We start from the raw sequence: 16,297 nt of genomic DNA, 5'->3' as shown, positions 1-16,297 counted from the left end.
CAATCCGACCCTCGGTCTTTGCACCGTCCCTACGCCAGTATGAACTGGATCAGGTTCAACGGGTCACTGCGCATAAAAGCAGAATCTCAGCCCCTTGACGGGACACCCCTGGTGAATGGCCACAGCAAAAAACACCGCCCGACATTTGTCAAGAGCGCCCATGAACTCTTGGCAAAGATGCGCGGATGGCGCATGCTGCCGTTAGTTGTAATTAACCTAATGGTTTAGGCGAATATTATCGTTTGCAACGTAACGATAAGCATAGACCATCCTGATGTGAAATTCGTGGGAGATACGTCGGAATGAATGCGACTATTCGTGAAATACTGGCAAAATTCGGCCAGCTTCCAACCCCTGTCGATACGATTGCAAATGAAGCGGATCTTTATGCGGCAGGCCTTTCTTCCTTTGCTTCGGTGCAATTGATGCTGGGTATCGAGGAAGCTTTCGATATCGAATTCCCGGACAACCTCTTGAACCGTAAGTCCTTTGCAAGCATCAAGGCCATTGAAGACACCGTTAAGCTCATTCTGGATGGTAAAGAGGCAGCCTGATGAATGTGACAGTAGCGCCGCAGGATGAAACGCTGTCCGCGCGCGCAGGCCGTGTCGCGGCAATTGCAGCCAAACACACGGATGAGGTGGATGTCACCGGTCGCTTCCCCGAGGAAGCCGTCAAGGCGCTGAGACAAGAGCGCCTTCTCGGCATTCAGGTCCCGTCCTCCCTTGGCGGCGAAGGCGCATCCATACAGCAAATCGCCGATATCTGCGCCCGGCTTGGCCAGGCCTGTTCGGCAACGGCAATGATTTTCGCCATGCACCACATCAAGGCCTCCAGCCTTGTGGAACATGGCGAGGCGAGCGCATGGCATGCGGGTTTCATGAGCCGCATCGCCAACGAACAGCTTCTGCTCGGCTCGGCCACCACCGAAGGCGGTATCGGCGGCAATCTGCGCAACTCCATCTGCGCGATCGAAGTCGAAGGCGATTTCTGCCGGCTGGAAAAGGACGCTACCGTCATTTCCTACGGCAGCAATGCGGATGCCATTCTCATCACCTCGCGCGCCCACAAGGACGCCGCGCCCGCCGATCAGGTGATGACCGTATTCCTCAAAAATCAATATACGCTCGAAAAAACCCATATCTGGGACACGCTCGGCATGCGTGGCACGTGTTCGGACGGCTTCCTGTTCCGCGGCGAGGCACCGGCCGCGCAAATCTTCCCCAAACCATTTGCGGAAATCGCGGCGCAATCCATGCTTGCAAGCTCCCATCTCCTGTGGAGCGCCGTCTGGTACGGCATCGCGTCCGACGCCGTGCTGCGCGCCCAGTCCTTCGTGAGAACAGCGGCACGCAAGTCGCCCGGCGTCGCTCCACCCGGCGCGATTCGTCTTGCCGAAGTTTCCACCAAGTTGCAGGTGGTCAAATCCAACATCATCGCCGGCATCAAGGCTTACGAGGATACCAAGAGCGATCCGGACAAGCTGATGTCCATGGCCTTTGCGGTCGCCATGAACAATGTGAAGATCTGCTCTTCGGAAACCATTCTGGAGATCATCGACCATGCCATGCTGATCTGCGGCATCATGGGTTACAAGAACGGTACGCCCTATAGCCTTGGCCGGCACCTTCGCGACGCGCATTCCGCCCGCCTGATGATTTCCAACGATCGAATTCTCGGCAATTCCGCCAATCTCCTGCTGGTTCACAGGCAGGACACCAGCCTTTTGGGATAACACCATGGACATGCAAACATCGTTTCTCGATCGACTGTTCGAAGAAGGCCTACTGATTGAAACCGGTGTGGATGGTCTTTATGGGCGCAGCGGCCAGTTCGAGGACGTGATTGCCGCATTCGAACGGCTGATCGACCGCACGGGCGGCGCTGACGGCGCCGAAGCGATCCGTTTTCCGCCGGGCATCAACCGCGCCTATTTTGAAAAGAGCGGTTACATGAAGAGCTTCCCGCAACTGGCGGGTACGGTCCACTCCTTCTGCGGCTGCGAACTCGATCATGTGAGTCTGTTGAAATCCATGGATGAGGGCGAAGACTGGACCAAGGACCAGAAAGCCACCGACATCGTGCTGACGCCGGCGGCCTGTTACCCGCTTTACCCGACGATTGCCAAACGCGGCGCCCTGCCCGCCGGCGGAGGGCTCTACGATATCCAGTCCTATTGTTTCCGCCATGAACCCTCCAAGGATCCGGCGCGCCAGCAGCTTTTCCGCATGCGCGAATATGTGCGCATGGGCACTGAAACCGACGTCACCGAATTCCGCCAGACATGGATGGACCGCGGCGTGGCGATGATGGAAGCAGTAGGCCTCGAGGTGACGATCGATGTGGCCAACGATCCCTTCTTCGGCCGCGCCGGCAAGATGCTCGCCAACAATCAGCGCGATCAGAATCTGAAGTTCGAGTTGCTGATCCCCGTTACCTCCGCCACAAACCCGACGGCCTGCATGAGTTTCAATTACCATCAGGACGCCTTCGGCCAGAAATGGGACCTGAACCTTGACAATGGCGATGTGGCGCACACCGCCTGCGTCGGCTTCGGCCTTGAGCGCATTGCGCTGGCGCTCTTTGCGCATCACGGTCTGGATGTGAAAAAATGGCCTGCGAAGGCTGTGAAAACGCTCTGGGGCTGACCATTCATGCGGCAGATTTTTCCGGGCCTCGATCCCAAAAACTATGTGCAGCATCCGCTCCATTCGTCCGACAGAATGTGGCCGGAGACCAATTGCTACATCGATTTGTGGATCGAGGTACTCGCCTCGAAAGGGTTGCCGCCGGAAGCCATGTTCGGTTTTACCCTGACGCAGGATTTTGAGGGCGACCAGTTCACCTTCTTCAAGGTGCCGCTGGAGGATCTCGAAGCGCTCTATGGCGTTCGCGCCACGGAGCTTGCGATCTTCGATCGGGTGGAAAACCACATCGAGGCCCAGCTGGAACGCGGCCGTATCTGCCTGATCGAGATGGACAGCTTCCATATGCCCGATACCCATGGGGTGGGCTACCAGAAGGAGCACGGCAAGACCACCATCGCCATCAACCGACTGGATCTGGCAAACCGGGAACTCGACTACTTCCACAATGCCGGCTTCTTCCATTTGTCGGGTAAAGACTTTGACGGCCTGTTCCAGCATCATCTAGCGGAAACCGATCCGCCCTTCCTGCCCTATACGGAATTCGCGAAATTCGCAGACGGCAATCCATCACAGGCGCATATCCGCAAGACGGCCGAACGGTTGCTGAAGTTTCATTTTTCGAGACGGCCGTCCGCCAACCCGGTCAGGGCTTTTGCAGCCGTGTTTCCGGCACAGGTGGAAAAGGTCGCCGACAGGCCCTTCGGCTTTTTCCATAAATATGCCTTCAACACGCTGCGCCAGCTCGGCGCCAATTTCGAGCTGGCGGCAAGCCACCTCGAATGGCTGGATAAAGACGGTTTTTCTGAAGCCAGGGACCACGCGCTGCGCATATCCGAAGTCGCCAAGACCGTGCAGTTTCAGCTTGCCCGCGCCGTCACGCGCCGCAAGTTCGATGCGCTCGCCTCCGTGCTCGATCCGGCTGCGGAAGCATGGGATGGCGTGATGGACGCCCTTGCGGCAAAATTGTCGAACGCCAGCGAGGCCGCGTGAGGACTTATCTTCCCGGCGAAAGCGAAAAGTTGCTGAGCGAAGGCTGGACGCTGACATTGACGCCGGCCGATGCCTGCGAGACGCCCTCCGATATTCCCGCAGCCCTTGAAAGCCTTCACGTATCCGTTCCCGGCACGGTGGCGCAGGCCCTGGAACTGGCCGGGAAATTCGACCGTTTCAATCCGACACCCCTTAACGACAGGGATGCCTGGTATCGCCTGACGATGATTTCCGATGCCCGGGAGCGGGCGATCCTGCGCTTCGACGGTCTGTCGACAATTGCGGAAATCTTCTTCAATGGCGAACTGATCGCCGCCAGCCAGAGCATGTTCGAGAGGCTGGAGGTTCCAGTCCAGCTGACAGGCGCGGACGAACTGTCGATCTGCTTCCGGGCGCTTTCGCCAAGGCTCGAAAAAACCGGCCCCCGCGCCCGCTGGCGACCGCAGATGATGAACACACAGGGGTTGCGGCTGATCCGCACCTCGGCGCTCGGATATATGCCGGGCTGGTGCCCGGAAATTCATCCTGGCGGTCCATGGCGGCCCATCAGCCTGATAGGGCAGGAAAGCGTGCTTTGCACGGCCCGGTCCTCGCTCGACGAAACCGGCACGGGAACGGTCAACATCACCCTCGAGACAAGCCGAGACCTCCAATCCGCGCGGCTTACCTGCGCCGGCTACAGCACCGATCTTTCCAGGGACGAAAACGGCAAGCTCTCAGGCAAACTCAACATACCCGGCGTCGAGACCTGGTGGCCGCACACCCATGGCAGACCGGCGCTGCACGAAATCATCCTGGAACTGGACGGTAAGCAACATCGGCTCGGCCGCACCGGTTTCAGAAATCTGGAGATCGACTATGGCGAAGATGGCAACGGTTTCGGCCTCAGGGTAAACGGGCAATCCGTTTTCTGTCGCGGTGCGGCCTGGACGACAGCCGACATCGTGCGCCTGCCCGGAACAAGACCGGACTATGAGCCATGGCTCAAAAAAGCTGCCGAAGCCGGCATGAACATGATCCGCGTCGGTGGCACCATGGCTTATGAGACACCGGAGTTCTTCGCGCTTTGCGACGAACTCGGCATCATGGTGTGGCAGGACGCCATGCTCGCCAACTTCGATTATCCGGCAAAAGATGATGCCCTCCGGCAGCATATCGTCACGGAAATCTCGCAGTTCCTCGAAGCGACAGCTCTTTCGCCTTCGCTCGCCATTTTCTGCGGCGGTAGCGAAATGTACCAGCAGGGCGCGATGCTCGGCCTGCCGGAACAGATATGGAAAGGAACGCTCACCGAGGACATTTTGCCGGACGTGCTGGCCGGGAAACGGCCCGATGCGGTCTACGTGGCAAACTCCCCCTCGGGTGGAACATTGCCCTTTTTCCCCAATGCCGGGATCGGCCATTATTATGGCGTGGGCGCCTATTGCCGGCCGCTGGAAGATGCCCGCCGGGCCGACGTGCGCTTTGCCGCCGAATGCCTCGCCTTTGCCAATATTCCCGAACAGGAAACGCTGGACAAATATCTCCCTGCACTGGCGACGCACGATCCGCGATGGAAGGCCCGCACGCCACGCGATCGCGGTGCCTCCTGGGATTTCGAGGATGTTCGCGACCATTATCTGGAGCTGCTTTACGACGTCGAACCGGACGTGTTGCGACGCGAGGATGGCGGCCTCTATCTCGACATGTCCCGAGCCGTTACCGCCGAGGTCATGGAAGCGACCTTCGCCGAATGGCGTCGCGACGCCTCCTCGTGCCGGGGCGCATTGGTCTGGACCCTGCAGGATCTCGTTCCCGGCGCGGGCTGGGGCGTCATCGATGCCACCGGCAGGCCGAAATCGGTCTGGCATGCGCTGAAAAGAGCGTTTCGACCGATACAGGTCAGTCTTTCCGATGAAGGAACCAACGGGCTGGACATTCATCTCGTCAACGAAACCGGCGACGGCCTGGAAACCATGCTGGAACTGACCTGCCTGCGTGACGGCACGCAGCCCGTCGTCCACGCCAAACGGCCGCTGACGCTTTTGCCGCGACAGGGCCAGACAATTGCCGCAACCGAGCTGTTCGGTGCTTTCTTCGATACGACCTATGCCTACCGGTTCGGCCCGCCATCCCATGATGTGACGGTGGCCCGGCTTCGCGAGGTTGCGACCGGGCATGTCATCGCTGACGCATTCCATTTTCCACTCGGCCGGAAAAAGGCGCTGCACGCCGCCAATCTTCAGGTGGGGGTCAGCGAGGAAAAAGGTAACTGGTCGCTAGAGATCGGTACGGACCGGCTGGCGCAATCGGTTCATGTCGCGGCGGAAGGTTACAGCGCCTCGGAAAACTGGTTCCATCTCGTCCCCGGAGAGACCAGAAAAATCAGCCTTCTGCCGGAGACAGCGGCACCCGAAACGCCGCCTTCAGGCGATGTGATGTCACTGGGTTCCAGCCGGCGATTTTCCTTTTAGAGCCAGCCGCATCACCGCATCGATATAGGCTCTTTTCGCTTCGGGCGTCGAAAGATTGTGATCGGCATCGGGAATAATCGTCAGCGATACATTCCGGTAGGCTGATAGCCCCCTGCCATCGGTATCGAAATAATATTGGAAATGTTCGAGCCCGTCGTCATTGTCGCTATAGAGCAGGCTGATGGCTGTACCTTTTGCCTTCAACTTTTCAAAAGCGCTGTAGACGGCACGCCCTTCCTCGCTGCTGCTGCGGAAAAGCCTTGCCGTTTTTGTCGAAAGCTTTTTGAGTGTCGCCTTGGCGATGTTCAGCCCGGCGCTCATCACATCGACATCACCACTGAGGAGACGCTTGAATGTGGCGCCCTGACGAAAACGCTGGCTGTATTCTCCGAAGGAACGCGGTCGTTTGTGCAGCGCCTCATCGACCGAGCGGCCTTTCCGCCAGTGGAAGACAACCGGGTTGACCGCAACCACAGCGCTGATCCGGTCGTCGGCAAGCGCACTGTTGAAGGCAAGATAGGCGCCGCTGCACCGCCCCGCCGCAATGAAAGGTCCTTTGCCGCGCCGGCCGAGAAAATCGAGCGCGGCGGCCACGTCGTCATTCTGTGCGACATCGTAAAGGACCTGATCGGGCGCGTTTTCGACGGGAGGACTGTCGGCGATATTGGCCGCGTCGAACCGGAGCGAGGCGACGCCCCCACGCGCAAGAGCGCGGGCCGTCTGCACGGAAAGCCTGCCCCAACCCGCATGCCGGTCGTAAGCCGCGCCGAGAAGAAGGACCGAAGAAACCGCCTGCCGATCGTCCGGCACGCAGAAAACTCCGAAAAGCCGCCCGTCTTCACCAAACTGCACCGGCTGCTCGAAAAAACCGCGACCGCGCTGCGGGGGATTGATGGTAAAATCTTCCTGTTGCCCCGCCGCATCCCCGGCACTGGTCTTCGACAGGACCCAGTCATGAAGCCGGTTCACCACATCGCCGGATATTTTCGAGAGCGTCGGGCTGGAGACGAGATCGTCGTAACCCGAAAACTCCGCCTCTTCCACCTCAACACCGATCGCGGTGAGGCGTTTGGCGAAATCGCTGTCGGTTACCCGGCCCGGTCTCGACAGAACCAGAATGTTGCGCGCTGGAGCGGCATCCAGATTTGCAAGATTGATCTTCTTGATCCCGTCGGCAACATTTGCCGGCATGGCCATGCCCGCAATTGCCCCCGCCTCCGCCATACGCTGGCCGGGGCGAAGACCAAGGCCGTCGTCGATCATGGACGACCACATTGCCAGCTCGCGAAGATAGGCGCGGCCGGAGACGACGGGGGCCAGAAGCGCCATGGAACCGGCAGCCGCCGCATCGGCAAGCGCCTGCACGACGATCGGGCAACCGAGTCCCTGGGCGAGGACCACCACCCCGGAACAACCGGAAAGCCGCTTCAGATAATCGAATGCTGCCCGCGTGTCGGCAAGCCAGTCCGCGGTCCGGCCCACGTCTTCCGGATCGAGTGCATCACCTGCGCCATGATAGTCGAACCGCAGGCTGGCGACGCCGGACGCGGCCAGCCGCTCAGCCAGAACCCGCTGGAACTTGCGGCTACACAACTCCTCCATGCCCCAGGGACTGACGAAAAGAACCGCATGATCCCGCTTGATCTCCTTGCGCGCCGGATGGAAAATACCCGTGCACCCCTCAAAAGAAACCGGACGCGCAATCGCTCCATCCGATGCAACGCCGAAAAGCGACAACGTATCTGGAGAAGGTTCACTACTCGCACGCTCTGAAATATCTATCGCCATTGACCTTGCAATCATTCGCCAGTGTCTGGCTCAACCATCCAGGGGATCACTATACCGAAGTGTTTTAACGCCTGTTCCATAGTAAAAACAATAACATTAGAGAATTCTAAAAATACCGTCGCGTTTATATCGATTGTGACGCAGGCGCTGCGAAAACAGATGCGGGTGACGGTGGGCAAGCCCTGGCACGGGCGCTATTTTGCTCGAAACCGCTTGAATATACTGATAAATAGCGAGTCACATACCTATTTGCAGGAGGGGACTGCGCCATTCGGCAGCCTGACCGTCTCGACACCGCGCAAACCAACACGCCGGGCCCGGCCCGACAGGTCATAGAAGTTTTATATGGAACAAAGCCTTACGCGTTACATCTGGTCGCATACGAGGCGGCAGCAGCTCTTCATCCTGCTGATCGTCGCCCTGTCCATGATCCCCTATTTCCTTGCCTTCGATCTGCCCAAGCAGATCGTCAACGGACCTATTCAGGGGGACGGTTTCGAAGGCGCGAACGCAACACAGATGTTCATGCATCTCACGGTCGATATTCCCTATTGGGGAACCGTGACGCTTTTCCCCGGCCTCGAACTCAACCGCATGTCGATGCTGATGGCTCTCAGCCTGACATTCCTTGCGCTTGTCGTCATCAACGGGCTTTTCAAATATTACATCAATACCTTCAAGGGCCGCCTTGGCGAGCGTCTTCTCCGGCGCATCCGCTTCGAACTTATCGACAGGATCCTGCGGTTTCCGCCCACGCATTTCAAGCGGGTCAAGGGCGCCGAAATCTCCAGCATGGTGAAGGACGAGGTCGAGCCGCTGGGCGGGTTTACCGGTGACGCCTTCGTGCAGCCGGCACTTCTCGGCGGTCAGGCGCTCTCCGCGCTCTTCTTCATTCTCGTGCAGAATTTCTGGCTGGGTCTGATTGCCGCCTTCATGGCCGCCATACAGGTGGGCATCATCCCCAAAATGCGCCGCCGCCTCATCGAACTGGGCCGGCAGCGGCAGCTAAGCGCGCGCCAGCTTGCCGGACGTATCAGCGAAATGGTTGACGGCATCGGCACCATCCACGCCTATGACACTTCCAATTTCGAACGCGCCGATGCCTCGCACCGGCTCGGCGACATCTTCAAGATCCGTTACGATCTGTACCAGTGGAAGTTTTTGGTCAAATTCATCAACAACTTCCTCGCACAGCTCACGCCATTCTTCTTTTATGCGCTCGGCGGTTATCTCACCCTCAAGGGCAGCCTCGATGTCGGACAGCTGGTCGCCGTCATCAACGCCTATAAGGAACTGCCCGGACCGCTGAAGGAACTAATCGACTGGGATCAGGCGCGTCAGGATGTCCAGGTGAAATACGAACAGGTCTTCGAACAGTTCGATGCGTCGAACATGATCGACGACAAGGTGCAGAAACTGTCACCGGGGTCCGTCGCGGCAATTACCGGGCCGATCGTCGTTGCCAATCTGACGCTGGAGGACGATAGCGGCAGCAGGCTTCTGGAGCAGGCATCGCTGAAGATCGAACCGGGCGAGGTGATCGCCATCGTCGGTGGCTCGGGAGCAGAGGCGCTGGCGGATGCAATCGGCCGCACGCTCTGGCCGATCTCCGGCAAGGTTAGCATCAACGACGTCGACATATTGGAACTGCCGGAATCGCTCACCGGACGGCGCATTTCCTATGTGTCCTCGGACAGCTATTTTTTCCACGCCAGCCTCAAGGACAATCTGCTTTACGGGCTCAAGCACGCGCCGCTTGTCGAGAAGCAGTACGAAGGTGCGGCGCTGGAACATCGCAAGTGGGAAATCCGGGAAGCCAAGCTGGCGGGCAATCCGACGATCGACATCAACAGCGAATGGATCGACTACGCTTCAAGCCCTGCCGGTGACGGCAAGCCGGAAAACCTCATCAAGGCCATTCTGGCTGTCCTCGACAGCGTGGAACTCTCGCAGGATATTCTGGAATTCGCGCTGCGCTCGTCGATCGACCCCCTGACCGACCTACATCTTGCCGCCCGCATCGTGGAACTGCGGCATGTCCTGCGCGCCGAACTGGAAAAGGAGAACCTGAGCGGCCTCATCGCGCCTTTCGAGCTGGAGAGCTACAACAGCGAGGCGACCGTGGGCGAGAACCTGTTGTTCGGCACCATGCGGGACTCCACCCAGACGATCAGGACCGTCATCGAAAGCGACTATTTCCGTTCGTTGATGCGCGAGACCGGCCTTGTCAAAACCCTGTTCGAGATGGGGTACACGATTGCCGAAAACATCGTGGAAATCTTCGCCGACCTGCCGGGAGACCACCCCTTCTTCCAGCAGCTCACATTCATGACGCCCGATGACATTCCGATCTATCAGCAAATGCTGCAACGTCTTCAGAGCCGGAGTTTCGACGAGGCCAATGAAAGCGAAAAGCGCGCGATGCTGCGGCTGAGTTTCTTCTACATCGAGCCGCGGCAGCGTTTCGGCCTGCTGTCACCGGAAATCATGAACCGGATCGTCGAAGTCCGGCACATGTTCCACGAAAACCTGCCCGACAGCCTGAAGAACGTGATCGAAATCTACGATCCGACCAAATATATGAGCGCCACCAGCCTTCTGGATAATATTTTGTTCGGCAAGGTCAGCCACCGTTACACCGATGCATCACGGCGCATCACCCGCATCGTCGCCGAGGTCATGCGCAAGCAGGGCGTCTACGAGCGTGTGCTGGCGGTGGGTCTTGATTTCAACCTCGGCGCCGGCGGCAAGCGGCTCGGGCCGCTCCAGCGGCAGAAGCTCAATCTCGCAAGGGCGCTGATCCGCAAATCCGACTATTATGTCTTCAACCGCCCCCTTCCCGGTCTCGATCCCCGACAGCAGGAAGAGATTGTCGAGCGGGTCATCACATTCCTGAAACAGAACAACAATAACCCCTCGATCATATGGGTCCTGTCGAATGCGACGCTCTCGCGCATGTTCGGCCGGGTCATCGTCGTCCATCAGGGCCTCATCACCGCCGACGGAAGTTACGAGACTCTGGCTGAGGAAAACGGTACATTCAAGGATATGGTCGCAACATAACTCCAAGAACGCGACCGAGGTGGAACAATAACAGGGTAAGGCAATGCTGTTTAAAGACGAAATTCAGATGTTGAAAAGGGTTCCGTTTTTTTCGGAAATGGAGCCGTCCAAGCTGAAACTGCTCGCATTCGCGTCCGACCGGGTGTCCTACCACGCAGGCGACGTGCTGTTCCGGCAGGGAGATGTCGGCGATGCGGCCTATGTCCTTCTGACCGGAAAAGTGGATGTTCTGGTCGATTCTCCCTCGGGCACGCTAAGAGTGGCCGAAATGACCGGCAATGCGATTGTCGGCGAAATCGCCATTCTCTGTGATAGCGTCAGGACCGCGACCGTGCGCGCCTCCACCAATGTGGAAGCCCTGCGGATCGGCAAGGAACAGTTCTTCAAGCTCATGTCCGATTTCCCTGACATCACCATCAAGGTCATGCGCGTTCTCGCCGAACGTCTCACCCAGACGACGACGGAACTAAGCAAAGCGCGCACAAGCGCCAGAACATGAGCCGCAATTTCTTGCTGCTTTGAAGGGCGATATTGGAAAAATAAATGTCGCACCATTGCAATATAAATGAAATGCTGACTGAATAAGGGTAAGGGCGTCCGCCAGAAAAAGAGCGGATATAAGAAACTGTAGAGACAACGGGCTTCATGGGAGGAAAGCGTGCAAGATTCCGTTGTTATTGGGGTGTGTCATGGCGTTCGATTCCGACACAGTAAGTCGGGAAAGTAATAGAAATTTTCGGGTAAAAATCTGGGGTGCGCGGGGAACGCTTCCTGTTTCAGGTGAAAACTTCCGAAAATACGGCGGCAATACCATCTGCATCGAGGTACGATGCGGAGATCATGTTCTTTTGTTCGACGCGGGTTCGGGGCTGCATCCTGCAGGCCTTGCGTTGCGAGCGGAAGGTATAACCGGCGCAAACCTGTTTTTCTCCCACTGCCATTACGACCACATTGTCGGTTTTCCCTATTTCAAGCCTTTCTACAACAGCTCCAACGATGTCGCCATCTGGTCGGGTCACCTCGCCGGCACCATGACTACACGGGAAATGCTCAGGGATTTCATGAGCCCGCCATGGTTCCCCGTGCCGCTGGAAGTTTGCTGCGCAAAAATCGCGACACGGGACTTTATGCCGGGCGACACTCTCGATGTTCTTCCGGGCCTCTCGATCAGAACCGGAATGCTCAATCATCCCGGCAATGCGGTCGGATACCGGCTGGACTGGGAGGGAAAATCCCTCGCCATCATCACCGACACCGAGCACGAACCGGGCAGCATCGATGAAACCGTGCTCGACCTGATCAGGGACGTCGATCTCTTCCTCTACGACGCCATGTTCACCGACGACGAGATGAGCCTTTATCGCGGTTACGGTCATTCCTCCTGGCAACAGGCGATCCGTCTTGCCAAGCAGGCAGGCGCAAAAAATGTCGGCTTCATCCACCACGCCCCAAGCCGCAGCGACGAGGAACTGGATAACATCGAAAAACAGGCGAAAGCCCAGTTCAGCGGCGCATTCGCGGCCATGGACGGCCAGATCATCGAACTTTGATCCGCAACTTCGCTCCGACGAAGGTTTGACCTGTCCGACAGTTTTTCAAAGCCCTGATTTAATCCTTCGCCATGCGGGCATTCGAACACGCACAATTGACCGATGCCGGTCGATTGCTCCACGATATTGCCACGAGATGCGCCGCACTAAAGACGCCACGGTATAATCAATGATGATTCTGCGCCGAATGACCATCTGATGGGATTTGTATGATCCGTTTCTTTTCGGAAACCAACCTGAGACGCGCCCGGATTTTATCCGGCCTCATCATATTTGCTTTCGTATTTTCCCATCTTTTCAATCACTCCCTTGCGCTCATCTCCATCGACACTGCCGAACGGGCACGAAAATGGTTCAGCCTGATCTGGCTCAATCCCGTCAGCAGCCTGCTGTTTTACGGCTCGGTTGTCGTGCATGTCTGTCTTGTTCTGCGTTCGCTTTATCAGCGCAGAACGCTGCGCATGCCGCTTCGCGAGGCGCTTCAAGTCATTTTCGGCCTGTCGATCCCGTTTCTGATCATCAGCCATGCCGTCAATATCCGTGTCTCGCACATGCTCTACGGTATCGACGTGGGCTATTACACGGTCGTTCGCCGGCTCTGGATCAACAGCCCCATGGGAGGAGCGTGGCAAAGTCTCGCCTTGGTTGTCATCTGGACCCACGGATGTATCGGTCTCTATTTCTGGCTGCGTTATCGGGACTGGTATCCGAGAATTGCCGGAATATTCATGACGGTGGCGGTGATGTTGCCGCTTTTGGCATTGCTGGGTTTCAGCGATGCGGGCCGCTGGCTGGAGGAGGTGGATAGAAAATACGCGCTTCCTCCCGGGCTCGTCGATAACCTCGTGCAAAGAGACGACATTCCGCTGCAACGGGAGATGGAGACGCAAATCCGCTTCATCACCCGCGCGACAGAGACGCTTTTCGCGAGCGCGATAATGCTGGTTTTCGTATTGCGCGGTGCACGCAGCTGGCGGCAGAGATCAACCGCCATCGAAATCCGTTATGAACATGGCGCGCAAGCGCGTGTCCCGGCCGGGCTCAGCATTCTGGAGGCCAGCAGGCTCGCAGGCATTCCGCATTATTCCGTATGCGGCGGCAAAGGGCGCTGTTCAACCTGTCGGGTGAGGGTCGTCGGCAGCAATGGCACGCTTCCGCCTCCCGGAGACATCGAGCAAACCACGTTACGGCGCATCCACGCCGATTCGGACGTGCGGCTCGGTTGTCAGTTGCGTCCCACTCACGATATTCAGATTGCGCTTCTCGTCTCGCCACCCCAGCAAAGCGACCTGCCAACGGACGCGCAACCGGCCCGACCCGGCAAGGAAGAAGAAATCGCCATCCTCTTTTGCGATCTGCGCAATTTCACCACGCTTTCCGAAGCCAAGCTACCTTACGATGTCGTGTTTCTTCTGAACCGCTATTTCACCATCGTCGGCCAGGCCGTCGAACAGGCCGGCGGCCATCTCGACAAATTTATCGGCGACGGCGCCATGGCCCTCTTCGGGCTTGGCGACAACGCGGAAAATGCCTGCCGCAATGCCATGAGGGCGGCCGCAATCATCTTGCGGGAGCTTTCAATCCTGAACGAAGGGCTGGAGAAACAATTCGCCGTGCGGCTGGAAGTGGTGGTCGGAATTCACGCCGGACCGACGATCGTCGGCGTCATGGGGTATGGCGCGGCGAAAACCCTGACGGCCATAGGCGACACCGTGAACGTGGCAAGCAGGCTGGAAACCAAGGCCAAGGAATTCGGCGCGGCCATCGTCGTGTCCGAACCCGCCATCATTCAGGCGGGGCAGGAGATTGCCGATCTGCGCAGCGAAGAAATCGCCATTCGCGGGCGCAACTCGCAAATGAAGGTTTTCCTGCTCTCGAAGGAAGAGAGCGAACGATATCTGTAAGACAGGCCCGACGCTTTTGCTGCCGCGCCGTCCGGCCTCAAATCTTGCGATAGAGAAAATAGCGGTCGGTCGGTACGCTTTCCGGCACCGGCAGCGGCTTCAACAGGGGATGATCGAGAGGCAGGCCGCTGATAGCCACGCCGCCTTTCGCCAGCATGCCGGCAGCAAGATGAGGCAGCCATATCAATGTAATCGCATCCTTCTCCGGATAGCCCGTGCCGATATCGGCATGTACCATGGCCGCTTCCACACCGATGAAGGCCGGAGCGGTTTGCGATATTTCGCCGATCACGAGATCTTCCTGCGGCGGAACGGATGAGGCATGTGCGCCCATGGCCCTGTCGAAGGCAACGATGCGGCGTTCTGGAAACAATTCCCGCAAATGATTGAACGTGCGCCCGTTTCCAAGGCCGATTTCCATGATCGCGCCGTCATCCGGCAGATCGAGATCGGCCTCGACATGGTTGAGGATATCCCGCTGCGCGGTCAACCGGCGAATGAAACTGTCCAGTCTGCTCATTTTCCGTCCATTCATGAATGCCTGAAGAAGGCGATCAGGCCTTGATGATGTGTTTTGCGGCAATGTCCCGCCGCGCAAAGACATTTCGCGTGTCGATGATCAGCGGTGACCACTCGCAAAGTGCGGCATAGTCCACATTGTCGTGATCAGTCGCTACGAGAACGGCGTCGAAAGCGCCGATTGTCTGCCGGTCCCATTCCACGGATTTCATGCCCATCAGGTGGCTGTATTCCCGGGTTTTCGGGATTTCGGCCACGTGAGGATCGAAATAGGCCGCTTGGCCGCCCCGTTCGTGAATAAGCTCGATAAGTTTCAGCGAGGGGCTTTCGCGAATATCCGGCACATTTTTCTTGTAGGCGAGACCGACGACCAGCACCTTCGAGCGGCTGAGCGCCTTGCCGGAATGGATGTCGAGCGCTTCCGCCACCCGTCCGATGACATGGCGCGGCATGCCGGTGTTGATTTCACCTGCGAGTTCGATGAACCGCGTCGGCAATTCATACTCCCGCGATTTCCAGGTGAGGTAGAACGGGTCGATCGGTATGCAATGGCCGCCGAGACCGGGGCCGGGATAAAACGGCATGAAACCGAACGGTTTGGTTTTAGCCGCGTCGATCACCTCCCAGATGTCGATACCCATGGCCTCGTAGACGACCTTGAGTTCGTTGACGAGCGCGATATTGACGGCGCGGAAGACGTTTTCGGTGATTTTCACCGCCTCGGCCGTGGCATTCGTCGAGACAGGAACGATCTTCTCGACCACCGAACCGTAAAAGGCCGCCATCAGTTTTCCCGCCGCCTCGCCATCGCCGGCGACGACCTTTGGAATGGTCGAGGTCTCGAAATCTCGATTGCCGGGATCTTCCCGCTCGGGCGAAAAGCCGAGGAAGAAATCAGCGCCGGATACGAGCCCGGTACTTTCCAGAATGGTCTTCACCACCCCGTCGGTCGTGCCGGGATAGGTGGTCGATTCCAGAACCACGAGCTGCCCTGGCCGCAGATGCGCGGCGATGTCCCGACAGGTCTTTTCAACATAGGAAAGGTCCGGCTCGCGATATTTCGTCAAAGGCGTCGGCACGCAAATGGCGATCACATCGCATTCGGCCAGTCTGGAAAAATCTGAGGTGGCGACGAAGCCGTCATTGCACCGGACACTTGAAAGCACCTCGTCCGAAACCGCCTCGATATAACTGCGGCCCGCATCGATCGCGGTAATTTTGCCGGGGTCGATGTCGAAACCGACAACCTTGAAGCCAGCCTTGGCGACCGTGATGGCGAGCGGCAGCCCGACATAGCCAAGGCCGATCACGCCCGCTTTGGCGTTCTTGTTTTCGATACTGGAAAGCAATTTCTGGGAGACAACTAGAGAAGTCAAAGCGTG

Annotated in this window: 12 protein-coding genes and 1 riboswitch; of the genes, 9 read left to right on the top strand and 3 right to left on the bottom strand. The window is 58.0% G+C overall.

Annotation, left to right across the window (positions count from 1 at the left end):
• Positions 1–8: 8 nt before the first annotated feature.
• Positions 9–120, bottom strand: a riboswitch (TPP riboswitch).
• Between the two features lie 182 nt (positions 121–302).
• From RS75_RS09845 to RS75_RS09825, 5 genes are read left to right on the top strand one after another with little or no spacing between them, the layout of a single operon-like run.
• Positions 303–554, top strand: a complete 252-nt coding sequence (locus RS75_RS09845; protein WP_035221504.1) for an acyl carrier protein — start codon at positions 303–305, stop codon at positions 552–554.
• Complete coding sequence (locus tag RS75_RS09840; protein ID WP_045019777.1) at positions 554–1,735, top strand: acyl-CoA dehydrogenase family protein; 1,182 nt, start codon at positions 554–556, stop codon at positions 1,733–1,735. Before RS75_RS09845 ends, RS75_RS09840 begins: the two co-directional genes overlap by 1 nt.
• A 4-nt stretch (positions 1,736–1,739) precedes the next feature.
• Positions 1,740–2,648 (top strand): amino acid--[acyl-carrier-protein] ligase, encoded by a 909-nt coding sequence (locus tag RS75_RS09835; RefSeq protein WP_045019775.1) that lies wholly within the window; start codon positions 1,740–1,742, stop codon positions 2,646–2,648.
• Between the two features lie 6 nt (positions 2,649–2,654).
• Positions 2,655–3,638: a DUF1839 family protein gene (locus RS75_RS09830; RefSeq protein ID WP_045019773.1), complete on the top strand. Its 984-nt coding sequence runs from the start codon at positions 2,655–2,657 to the stop codon at positions 3,636–3,638.
• Entirely contained in the window at positions 3,635–6,091 is a 2,457-nt protein-coding gene (locus RS75_RS09825) for a glycoside hydrolase family 2 protein (RefSeq protein WP_045019772.1), read from the top strand. The genes RS75_RS09830 and RS75_RS09825 overlap by 4 nt, the downstream gene beginning before the upstream one ends.
• On the opposite strand, the gene RS75_RS09820 is transcribed toward RS75_RS09825, so the two are convergent.
• Positions 6,059–7,879, bottom strand: a complete 1,821-nt coding sequence (locus RS75_RS09820; RefSeq protein WP_045019771.1) for a serine aminopeptidase domain-containing protein — start codon at positions 7,877–7,879, stop codon at positions 6,059–6,061. The two genes, RS75_RS09825 and RS75_RS09820, sit on opposite strands and share 33 nt — an antisense overlap.
• Positions 7,880–8,224: 345 nt before the next feature.
• Here RS75_RS09820 and RS75_RS09815 point away from each other — a divergent pair, with 345 nt between their 5' ends.
• From RS75_RS09815 to RS75_RS09800, 4 genes are all read left to right on the top strand, one after another.
• Positions 8,225–10,942, top strand: a complete 2,718-nt coding sequence (locus RS75_RS09815) for an ABC transporter ATP-binding protein (protein WP_045019769.1) — start codon at positions 8,225–8,227, stop codon at positions 10,940–10,942.
• Positions 10,943–10,985: 43 nt separating this feature from the next.
• Positions 10,986–11,441 carry a cyclic nucleotide-binding domain-containing protein gene (locus RS75_RS09810; RefSeq protein WP_045019763.1) on the top strand — a complete coding sequence of 152 codons (456 nt, stop codon included), beginning with the start codon at positions 10,986–10,988 and terminating at the stop codon, positions 11,439–11,441.
• A 190-nt stretch (positions 11,442–11,631) separates the two neighbouring features.
• Positions 11,632–12,492 carry an MBL fold metallo-hydrolase gene (locus RS75_RS09805; protein WP_045019762.1) on the top strand — a complete coding sequence of 287 codons (861 nt, stop codon included), beginning with the start codon at positions 11,632–11,634 and terminating at the stop codon, positions 12,490–12,492.
• 209 nt (positions 12,493–12,701) lie between these two features.
• Entirely contained in the window at positions 12,702–14,396 is a 1,695-nt protein-coding gene (locus tag RS75_RS09800) for an adenylate/guanylate cyclase domain-containing protein (RefSeq protein WP_045019761.1), read from the top strand.
• Positions 14,397–14,433: 37 nt separating this feature from the next.
• Here RS75_RS09800 and RS75_RS09795 read toward each other — a convergent pair whose 3' ends face one another.
• Both RS75_RS09795 and RS75_RS09790 read right to left on the bottom strand, forming a co-directional pair.
• Positions 14,434–14,916, bottom strand: a complete 483-nt coding sequence (locus RS75_RS09795) for a class I SAM-dependent methyltransferase (protein WP_045019873.1) — start codon at positions 14,914–14,916, stop codon at positions 14,434–14,436.
• A 34-nt stretch (positions 14,917–14,950) separates the two neighbouring features.
• Positions 14,951–16,291 (bottom strand): nucleotide sugar dehydrogenase, encoded by a 1,341-nt coding sequence (locus RS75_RS09790; RefSeq protein ID WP_045019760.1) that lies wholly within the window; start codon positions 16,289–16,291, stop codon positions 14,951–14,953.
• Positions 16,292–16,297: the final 6 nt, after the last annotated feature.

The sequence above is a fragment of the Rhizobium nepotum 39/7 genome, from assembly GCF_000949865.1.
In the GTDB taxonomy this organism is placed as follows: domain Bacteria; phylum Pseudomonadota; class Alphaproteobacteria; order Rhizobiales; family Rhizobiaceae; genus Agrobacterium; species Agrobacterium nepotum.
This window is presented reverse-complemented; position numbering and strand designations above follow the sequence as displayed.

What these genes read in the sequence shown, in the direction of transcription:
- RS75_RS09795 (WP_045019873.1), bottom strand. Translation starts at nt 14,916, where the DNA reads ATGAGCAGACTGGACAGTTTCATTCGCCGGTTGACCGCGCAGCGGGAT.
- RS75_RS09800 (WP_045019761.1), top strand. Translation starts at nt 12,702, where the DNA reads ATGATCCGTTTCTTTTCGGAAACCAACCTGAGACGCGCCCGGATTTTA.
- RS75_RS09830 (WP_045019773.1), top strand. Translation starts at nt 2,655, where the DNA reads ATGCGGCAGATTTTTCCGGGCCTCGATCCCAAAAACTATGTGCAGCAT.
- RS75_RS09835 (WP_045019775.1), top strand. Translation starts at nt 1,740, where the DNA reads ATGGACATGCAAACATCGTTTCTCGATCGACTGTTCGAAGAAGGCCTA.
- RS75_RS09840 (WP_045019777.1), top strand. Translation starts at nt 554, where the DNA reads ATGAATGTGACAGTAGCGCCGCAGGATGAAACGCTGTCCGCGCGCGCA.
- RS75_RS09815 (WP_045019769.1), top strand. Translation starts at nt 8,225, where the DNA reads ATGGAACAAAGCCTTACGCGTTACATCTGGTCGCATACGAGGCGGCAG.
- RS75_RS09805 (WP_045019762.1), top strand. Translation starts at nt 11,632, where the DNA reads ATGGCGTTCGATTCCGACACAGTAAGTCGGGAAAGTAATAGAAATTTT.
- RS75_RS09820 (WP_045019771.1), bottom strand. Translation starts at nt 7,879, where the DNA reads ATGGCGATAGATATTTCAGAGCGTGCGAGTAGTGAACCTTCTCCAGAT.
- RS75_RS09810 (WP_045019763.1), top strand. Translation starts at nt 10,986, where the DNA reads ATGCTGTTTAAAGACGAAATTCAGATGTTGAAAAGGGTTCCGTTTTTT.
- RS75_RS09845 (WP_035221504.1), top strand. Translation starts at nt 303, where the DNA reads ATGAATGCGACTATTCGTGAAATACTGGCAAAATTCGGCCAGCTTCCA.